This window comes from Zobellia uliginosa (assembly GCF_018860745.1).
GTDB lineage: Bacteria > Bacteroidota > Bacteroidia > Flavobacteriales > Flavobacteriaceae > Zobellia > Zobellia uliginosa_B.
The window spans coordinates 1-9,057 of sequence record NZ_JAHKPY010000007.1 but is presented as its reverse complement, the minus strand read 5'-3'; the positions used below and the strand labels follow the sequence as shown (position 1 = coordinate 9,057).

The following is a 9,057-nucleotide window of genomic DNA, read 5'->3' as shown; positions in this document are numbered from 1 at the left end:
AACCATGTATATTAACGAACATTTTAAACCCTTTTAAAAAATGAGAAAAATTTTAAACTTAGTAATCATTTTTATGCTGACTATTTCAGCGAATGCCCAGAATGAAATAAATACAATACCAATTGATTCAATGAAAAGAACAAAAGAAAATAGCGAACATTATACTTGGGGAGATAATTGTAGCGGTTGGCATCTTGTAAAATCTCAAAAACTAAGTATCATTGAAGAACTTATGCCTCCGAATACACAGGAGAAAAAACATTTTCATGAGTTTTCGGAACAATTCTTCAGAATTTTAAACGGAACAGCAACCTTTGAAATCGAAAACGAAATCATTAAAGTTGAAAAAGGGCAGGGAGTTCATATTCCACCAGGAACCAAACATAAAATACGTAATGACCAATCACAAAATTTGGAATTTATCGTAATCTCTCGACCGACCACTAGAGGGGATAGATACAATGAGCCTTTTGAAGAATAATTAGAATGGTGCATGATTAGAACAAAATGTGTACGCAAATGGACAACTTACTCAAATGCAACTGTTGTTATGTTGGACTTAACAATTTGACTATAAACTTACTCGGACGGACAAAAACGTTGGGTAACAATACCTAAACGTAAAGCGGACTTTAGGGCTAAACCGAAAGGTCTGTGCATATTTATGAAGTCGCTAAATCTTATGGATTTAGCTTTGGACAAGAAAAACTAAAACTAAACAATAAGCTTTAGCTTCGTGCGCAGACGGAAACGAAAAGTTTCCTTACTACCGCACTACGCTTAGCCTCACCGTTAGCAAACATATGATAAAACCTGAGTTGGACATACTAATTTTAGTTTTTGGAATCCTAATCTTAGGGTGTGCGGAAAAAATTGAGAAAAAGGACAAGTTAAAATTATCTGATTTTAAAGTGGCTAAGGACTATTCTCAGTTTGCTGACAAAATGGAAAATGGAGACACTTTGAATATTGGAGTACAATTGTCAATGTGTATGTGGGAAGAGTATGACCAATTACAAGTGACTAAGTTAAATGACAGTATTTATCTTCAACTAATCGAAAAACGTGTTATGGATGATGAACCTATGCACTTTAGCAAGGTTTATTACCAATTAAAAAATGATTCTTTAAACTTAGAAAAAATGATGATGGATTTTGATATTAACCATCAAGAAAAAATAAGTAGTCCTTTTTTCATTATGACTAGTCCAAAAGAAAAGGACAAAACTATTTTACGGACAACTGGACTTGGGAATCGTGGATTTAATATCGAGCGTTATCAAAGAATTATGTTTGAGTTATATCCAATGGAAATGGAAAAGTACCGTGCTGAATATATGCCTCCACCGCCACCAATTGAAAATGAATAGCGGAATAAATACCTTTGCTAACAAAACCTATAAACAATACGGGCTTAGGTTTTAAACGCTAAGGTCTGCGTATATTTATAATGTCGCGAAATCTTTGGGATTTCGCTTTGACACAAAAAAAGAAAAAACAAAACCAAAAGATTTTGCTATGTGCGTGGCGGAAAGCAAACGCTAGTTTGCTCCCGTACTGTTCATAGCTAAACCGTTGTAAAACATACTGCCAATCAACAATATTCTGCCAACATTCAACGTTAGTATTTTGAAAATAGTAACTTTTAAGTTACATTTGAGGAATGAAAAAAGTTAGGGAGGTAATCCAATACAAAAACTATTTCGAAGCATTCTTGCTCAAGCAACCAAAAAAGGTTCAGGACAAGATATTCAAGGTCATCGAAATAATCGAAACGTATGAAAGAGTTCCCTCAACTTATCTGAAAGCAATTGTCGGAACAAAAGGACTTTATGAAGCTCGCATAAAATTGGGCTCAAATATTTGGAGAGTGTTTTGCTTTTTCGACAAAGGAAAATTGGTAATCCTGTTAAACGGATTTGCCAAAAAAACGCAAAAGACACCGAAAAAAGAAATCGACAAAGCGGTCGGACTAATGAATTCGTACTATGAAGACAAAAACAAATAAGATGGACACTAAAAGCTGGAAAGACATCAAGGACACCGTTTATGGAAAAAAAGGAACGGAGCGCAGAGACGGACTAGAAAGAGATTTTGAGTCCTTTAAAATAGGTCTTCTTTTGCGAAATGCGCGGGAAGAAAAAAACCTAACTCAAGAACAACTTGGAGAACTAGTGGACAAAAAAAGGACTTACATCTCTAGAGTTGAAAATAACGGGAGTAACTTGACTTTGAAAACATTATACGAAATTGTGGAAAAAGGACTTGGTGGAAAAGTTACTATCTCAATCGACGTGTAAAAAAAGTACGTGTTACAACAAAACCTATAAACAATACGGGCTTCGGGCTTAATCAAAAGGTTGGTGTATTTTTATTAGGTCGCGAAATCTTTGGGATTTCGCTTTGACACAAAAAAAGAAAAATCAAAACAAAAAGATTTCGCTATGTGCGTGGCGGAAAGCAAACGCTAGTTTGCTCCCGTACTGTTCATAGCTAAAACGTTAACTAAAATGGCTCCAAAAAATAATTCAAGTTTTAAAGGATGAAAAAATATTTTACAAAAAAAACATTATTTCCTAGTCTTGGAGCTGCAGTTGGAATCGCAATTTATGATTACAGTTCAACCAGTCAAATAGAGGTTCTAAAACTCATTTTTGTTTTTGTCGTTACAATGGTATTTATAATCGCTACTTCTGAAAGGTATTAAAAACATAGGGTGTTCTCAGAATAATATTTATCAAATAAAATGGTCTTATTTGGAACAGACTCGTCGCCAAAAAACAGCGATAATAATTTGTCATTTTAAGGGCGTAAGTCCTCAATTTTTTGCATTTTTCAAAAGTAGGAATGGAATTCTGAGCAGGTTTGTGGAAATGGACTTTACTCCGGCGCAACTGTTGCGCAGATCGACTTGACCCGGACTGAAAATACGGAAATGGAAACAGAATGTACTTACTCGAATGTGTCGCCACATTAGTTAACACAGCCTATAATTAATTGCTCCGGATTTTCCTTCGGAAAATCTACGCATATTTAGTATGTTTAGTGTGCGGCGGGAAATCCTACGGATTTCTAAGGCCGCAACTAATCATAGCCTAGACGTTAGCAAGCATTATAAAAATGACTAAAGGAGATAAGAAAAGACAGAAAATATTTGAAAAGTATCGAGATAATCTCAACTTACTTATTGAAAATTCTCTCATTGAAGAAACCAAAGAACTTTTCATTTGTCCAATTTGCTTGGAAAAACACGCAGATATTACATCTGATAATCCATTAACTCTTGAAGATGCCCCACCAAAATCCCTAGGAGGCAAAGCAAACACTTTGACGTGTAAAAAATGCAATAATACTTGTGGGCATCAAATAGACTTTCACCTAACTGAAAGACTAAGAGAATTAGACAATGCCAAATTCCCTAATAACTCAGAAACTAAGGTTCGGATAAAAATTGGAAACGAAACTTTTAATGGAAAAATAAAGGTGGAAAATGATGGAACAATGAAAATGTTTCATAGCAAGAAGAATAACCATCCAGAAAAATTAGAAGAGGAAATGGTTGAACTTAAAGCAGGAACTATTGTTGACTTAAATTTTTTAAAAAGTCGAGTAATACCAGAAAAATTAGAATATGCAATATTAAAATCGGCTTACCTTTTAGCTTTTGAAAAATTCGGTTACTCATTAATACTCGATAAAAATTTTAATATCATACGTGAACAACTTCTAAATCCGGAAGAAAGACTTTATCCTTCAGGCTTTTGGTTTACACCGCCATACCCGAAAGAACTTTGTGGAGTATATTTTATTTGTGACAAAGGACTTGAATGCTTACTTGCAATGTTTATGCTTGAAACGGAACATAGTTCAAGAATGTTTGGAGCCTTTTTACCACTACCTATTAACCCCATTGAGGAAGTAGTTGGAAAATTAAATGACAAGTTAAACGAAGAAAAAGAATTTAAACTGTCACTTTACCCAATGGAACAGGACGAAATCGACTATATCGAAGATTTAGAAAATATTAAAGCAATGTTTCGATGGTTAGAACAGCGAGCAAAATAACGCTTGCTAACAAAACCTAAACGTAATGCGGACTTTAGGGCTAAACCGAAAGGTCTGCGTATATTTATAATGTCGCTAAATCTTATGGATTTAGCTTTGGACAAGAAAAGATAAAACTAAACAATAAGCTTTAGCTTCGTGCACAGACGGAAACAAAAATTTTCCTTACTTCCGCACTACGCTTAGCTCAGGCGTTAGCAAACATTTACTAAAATGTCAGCAGATTTAAAAAAATATAGTATATCGCAAGAAGTAATAAACAAAATTCCTCAAAAAAAAGGAGAGGATTCTGATTTCAAAAAATATAGTAAAGAAGGCAAATCAACCACTTGGGTTTTATTGGTTAATGAAACAATGAAGTATCTAACCCAAGTAAACTCAAAAGGTAATTTTTATGCTGGATTTATGCCTGAACCGTATTTGCTTTTTTTATCAAATTCTAAGTCATTAAACAACAAAATAAAAGAGCTTGAGAATGGATTCAAATTGAATGTTGATACAGAATTAAAAGTAAGTGAAAATTTCAATTTAAAAGTTCTAAACCAAGAAGCCTACAATCAATACATATTAAACAAAATAAGTTCAGTTATATTCTTAATTATGTCGGTGGAATCATTCATCAATACTCTTATACCTGAGAATTTTGAAATAGAAAAAGACAAGGGAAAGGACACTAAAATTGAGATTGAGAAAAGCTACCAATTAAAAGAAAAATTTCGCGAAGTTATTCCTAGAATTAAGGAAATTACGGATACTATAGAATATCAAAATAGATACTCGAAAATACTCCAATTGAGCAGAATTAGAAATAGTTTTATCCATCTAAAAACATCCACAAATGGAAATCCATTGGACCCGTATTTAGAGGATTTCGAAAAACTAATCGCTATGGATTTGGATAAAGAACGTAAAAATATAGAACTGCTATTATATAGTATTAATGCATCGAAAAACGTTTGCTAACACAACCTATAAACAATACGGGTTTCGGGCTTAATCAAAAGGTTTGTCTATTTTTATGAAGTCCGCAAAATCTTTTGGATTTTGCTTTGGACAGGAAAAGAAAAAACAAAACAAAAAGATTTTGCTATGTGCATGGCGGAAAGCAAACGCTAGTTTGCTCCCGTACTGTTCATAGCTAAACCGTTGGCAACAATTTTGCAAATGAAGAAATACATTCAAATTTTTATAATCATTCTGACATTATCTGCATGCGGACAAAAACCTACTGAAATGAAAACTCCTGAAAATGCGAACGAAAAGTTTGCGGAATTTGTTGGAAAGAAAAAGTTTGTGGAAGAAAATCTTTATCCTGGTATCGCGGATGAAAAAATGAGACCAATATTTACTAAAAAAATAGACCAAGCCGCATCTGATTTTAAAACTGTTGCGGAATCAGAAAAACCAACTGACATTAAATACCAAGAAAAAATCGGAATCGGACTTTCAAGATTTGCAGATGTGTATATGGAATTGGATACGGAAGACCGAGAGCGAGTTTGCTCTTATTTTGAGGAACTAATGAACATTGTCGGATTGGAAAGTTCGGATGGACAGCTAAATAAGTTTATGTATGGTTTTGACCCAAACTAAATGAATAAAAAGAACCAAGCAAAACGCAATAAAAACTGTTGCCAACACAACCTATAAACAATACGGGCTTGGCTGCTTAAACTAAAGGTCTGTGTATATTTATAATGTCGCGAAATCTTTGGGATTTCGCTTTGACAGAAAAAAGAAAAAACAAAACCAAAAGATTTCGCTATGTGTGTGGCGGAAAGCAAACGCTAGTTTGCTCCCGTACTGTTCATAGCTCAACCGTTGTAAAACATTTCGAAACTCACTCTTAATGCAAATAATAAATGAATCTGATATCAAAAAGTACTATAAGATTTTTGGATATATAAATCTGATTTTCAGTATTCTTCTTGTTCTTTTTTTGCGCGACATTGACTTAAAAGAACGGATTTTTGCTTTAATAGCAATTAATGTCGGATATCATATGCTCTATTTGTTTTTTTCAAGCCTATCAAAAGACTCAACTCGAATGAATAATAATTTTAATAAAATTGTTGGAACTGGAATGCTAAAACTTTTTTCAATGTTTGGAATCGTCTGCTCATTCACAATAATTTACATTTTTATTTCAAACGCTATTTCGGAAAAAGAATATATTGGTTTATTTGGAATTTGTATTGCTATCGGACTTTTTCTTGGAGCGTATTCTTTATGGACAGATTTGAACAATGAATAAAAATATGGTAATTTTAAAAGACATCATTAGAATAATTTTGATTTCAGTTTTAGTTTTTTTCTCTACATCATTTTTGACTGTCTTAAATCATTTGACATCACCAATAAACAAAACTGTAGGATATAAATCTCTAGAAATCGGATTTCCATTCAAATATTACGAGGAATTTATGATTGATTGCCCAAATGTAAATTACGGATGGAATTTAAATAATTTGATTTTTGACATTATTCTAACTTTAGTAATTGTAAGTGGAATTAAATATTTAATGAATAAAAAAAACGTTTTACAACAAAGTATCCTATGAAAAGCCCTAGTCCAGTTCTCTAAAGTTAAATAATATTTTCTTTTTGCCTTAAACCACCTTTTTTTCTTTTAATATAACTTGCTCCGCATCCTATTTGTGATACACCTTTTTTATTAGGGTTCACCAGCATCTGTATGATTATAAATTATAATAAACTCGGCCACTTGCTATAAAGATGTGATTCCAATTTCTTGGATCACCCACGTTGTTTTGTGGTACGAGTTTCACTACTATTTTGTGAGCTTTGTTATGGTTTATTTTTTATCTTTTATTCTAGTACCCCTATGCAATAAGGGGTCTCTGTTTTAATAACAGCTAAAGTTCTACTAAGTAGTTTTCTCGCTACTTTGATAATGATACTCTTTACGTTTCTTCCTTGGTGCTTACGATAATATGCTTGCATAACCGGGTCGGCTCGTATCGCCTGCCAAGATGCCTCTACAAAATAACTCCGTATTAAACGATGTGCTCGTGGAGTTATACCAAGGGTTTTATAGTTACTTCCACTTTGGTGAACTCCAGGGGCCAGACCGACATAACCGGCCAAATGTTTAACACTATTAAAACGGCGTAAATCTCCTAGCTCACAAAGTATACCACAAGCAACAATTCCGCCGATTCCCGGTATGCTGCGAAGCAACATATAATCATTCTTATGGTACGTTTTGCAATACCTACGAAGCTCAGTAGAAACATCTCGAAGCTCTTGGTCTACAAAACGAAAGAAGCGCATACGACTCTCTAAAGTTGCTTTTGCCGTGGGGTTTGTGAACACAATATCATCCAACCATTTCCTGTACTTATGACTCCAATGGTCGTTATCAAATTCTTCTGGCTCCTTGATTCCGAAATACAAAAGCTGCATCTTTATGTAACTCTTTATCCTCCGAAAATCCTTTACCAAATCATTCCTTCTTCGAAACAGACTTCGTAGCTCCTCACGATCAACATCAGGAATATGAATACCATCTAAACGACCATCTTTGAGCTCTCTGGATATCAACTGCGCATCTATCTTATCGGTCTTGGTATGTTTCTCCTTACCCTTTCTATGTATATCAGCAGGATTTACTACTAAAGAAAACCAACCATAAGACTCGAAACAACGATGCGCTGAATAGCCACAGCAACCTGCCTCGTAGGCAATCGATACTTCATAACCAGCGAAATGTTTAGTAACATAAGCTTTAAGTTGTTCAGGATTTGGATTCATTGAAAAAGACTTGCCTGAAAACAAATCTGTAGCACAATGTACTTTCCAACTTCTCTTGTGAATGTCGATGCCAATGTATAACTTAGGTACTGCAGTAATTTGAGTAATCATATCTTTAATTTTTAGTTCATTTTAAAGATACTCGACTTACTGCTTTTTCATCGATGCTATAAAACATAGCTAATACAGACTTTCCGAGAGGTTTGTGTGTATTTACAAAGTCCGCCAAATTTTTTAATTTGGCTTTTTGAGAAATTAAGATAAAAAGAAAATTAAAAAATTCGGCTTGTGTATAATCCGAAAGTTCCGTGTCTTTTTGCACGCTACGTTTCATATACCAACCGTTGTAAAACATTTTAATGAAATTAATAATCACAATCGTATTTACAATTTTTATAACCTTTTTTTCATCCTCTCAATATTCGAAAGAGTACAAAATTTTGACTGAAAAGTTGACTGCAACTGATACTTTAAATTTTGAAGAACGTTACAAAAACGGAGAGATAAAGGAAAAAGGGACCATTTTAACGTATAAAGTCGGGGACTATTCTGCCGACTATTATTTTGGAGAATACTATCAATATTTTAGAAATGGTAAAATTAAGATGAGAGCTGTATTCGACCGATTTGGTAATTTATTATCCCAAAAATGCTATTTAAACTTTGGTGGACTCTGCAGCGAATCAACGGCTCTGGAAATTGATTCAGAAACTACGGATTTGGAAGAATTACTACGTGTGGACGAAAAAACTAAGGTTATTAGTAATGACAAATTCTATAACTATTCAATGAAATTAGATAGTATGTATCTAAAGAAGGAGGGGAAAATGATTGGGAATAAAAAAATAGGAATCTGGAAAATCTACTCTAGGACTGGAGAATTAATTGACGAAAAGCAGTACTAAAAAAACGTTTTACAACAAAACCTATAATTAATTGCTAGGGATTTTCCTGCGGAAAATCCACGCATATTTAGTATGTTTAGTGTGCGGCGGGAAATCCTGCGGATTTCTAAGGCCGCAACTAATCATAGCCGAACCGTTACCCAACATTTGGTACGATATACAAACATCCTTTACAGAGTTATAGAAACATCGTTTACACTTTTTAAGTTGCATTTGAAACCAAAATTCAGATGCTATGCCTTGGAAAGAACAGACGATTATGGAACAAAAAATTGAATTTATCTGTGAATGACGAACTGGAAAATATACCATC

General features: G+C 33.8%; 11 protein-coding genes. 9 read left to right on the top strand and 2 right to left on the bottom strand.

Features of this window, described 5'->3' with window-relative positions:
• Nucleotides 1-40 precede the first annotated feature (40 nt).
• From KO521_RS10810 to KO521_RS10775, 8 genes are all read left to right on the top strand, one after another.
• The gene (locus tag KO521_RS10810; protein WP_252730021.1) at nucleotides 41-481 is read left to right on the top strand and encodes a cupin domain-containing protein; all 441 of its coding nucleotides are present in this window, start codon (nucleotides 41-43) and stop codon (nucleotides 479-481) included.
• Nucleotides 482-803: 322 nt separating this feature from the next.
• On the top strand, nucleotides 804-1,370 hold the full coding sequence (locus tag KO521_RS10805) for a hypothetical protein (RefSeq protein ID WP_215939942.1): 567 nt from the start codon (nucleotides 804-806) through the stop codon (nucleotides 1,368-1,370).
• 293 nt (nucleotides 1,371-1,663) lie between these two features.
• Complete coding sequence (locus tag KO521_RS10800; protein ID WP_215939941.1) at nucleotides 1,664-2,008, top strand: type II toxin-antitoxin system RelE/ParE family toxin; 345 nt, start codon at nucleotides 1,664-1,666, stop codon at nucleotides 2,006-2,008.
• 1 nt (nucleotide 2,009) lies between these two features.
• Complete coding sequence (locus KO521_RS10795; protein ID WP_215939940.1) at nucleotides 2,010-2,300, top strand: helix-turn-helix domain-containing protein; 291 nt, start codon at nucleotides 2,010-2,012, stop codon at nucleotides 2,298-2,300.
• Nucleotides 2,301-3,120: 820 nt separating this feature from the next.
• Nucleotides 3,121-4,065, top strand: a complete 945-nt coding sequence (locus KO521_RS10790) for an HNH endonuclease (RefSeq protein WP_215939939.1) — start codon at nucleotides 3,121-3,123, stop codon at nucleotides 4,063-4,065.
• Between the two features lie 213 nt (nucleotides 4,066-4,278).
• The gene (locus tag KO521_RS10785; RefSeq protein ID WP_215939938.1) at nucleotides 4,279-5,028 is read left to right on the top strand and encodes a hypothetical protein; all 750 of its coding nucleotides are present in this window, start codon (nucleotides 4,279-4,281) and stop codon (nucleotides 5,026-5,028) included.
• A gap of 201 nt (nucleotides 5,029-5,229) precedes the next feature.
• A complete protein-coding gene (locus KO521_RS10780) occupies nucleotides 5,230-5,658 on the top strand; it encodes a DUF4844 domain-containing protein (protein WP_215939937.1) in 429 nt (142 codons plus the stop codon).
• A gap of 256 nt (nucleotides 5,659-5,914) precedes the next feature.
• Nucleotides 5,915-6,319, top strand: a complete 405-nt coding sequence (locus KO521_RS10775; RefSeq protein ID WP_215939936.1) for a hypothetical protein — start codon at nucleotides 5,915-5,917, stop codon at nucleotides 6,317-6,319.
• A 575-nt stretch (nucleotides 6,320-6,894) separates the two neighbouring features.
• Here KO521_RS10775 and KO521_RS10770 read toward each other — a convergent pair.
• Both KO521_RS10770 and KO521_RS10765 read right to left on the bottom strand, forming a co-directional pair.
• Nucleotides 6,895-7,950 (bottom strand): IS110 family transposase, encoded by a 1,056-nt coding sequence (locus tag KO521_RS10770; protein WP_215939935.1) that lies wholly within the window; start codon nucleotides 7,948-7,950, stop codon nucleotides 6,895-6,897.
• Between the two features lie 16 nt (nucleotides 7,951-7,966).
• Nucleotides 7,967-8,173, bottom strand: coding sequence for a hypothetical protein (locus KO521_RS10765; protein WP_215939934.1), 207 nt, complete (start codon nucleotides 8,171-8,173; stop codon nucleotides 7,967-7,969).
• 25 nt (nucleotides 8,174-8,198) lie between these two features.
• Between KO521_RS10765 and KO521_RS10760 the strand changes: the two genes are divergently transcribed.
• The gene (locus KO521_RS10760; protein WP_215939933.1) at nucleotides 8,199-8,744 is read left to right on the top strand and encodes a hypothetical protein; all 546 of its coding nucleotides are present in this window, start codon (nucleotides 8,199-8,201) and stop codon (nucleotides 8,742-8,744) included.
• The last annotated feature ends 313 nt before the right edge of the window (nucleotides 8,745-9,057 follow it).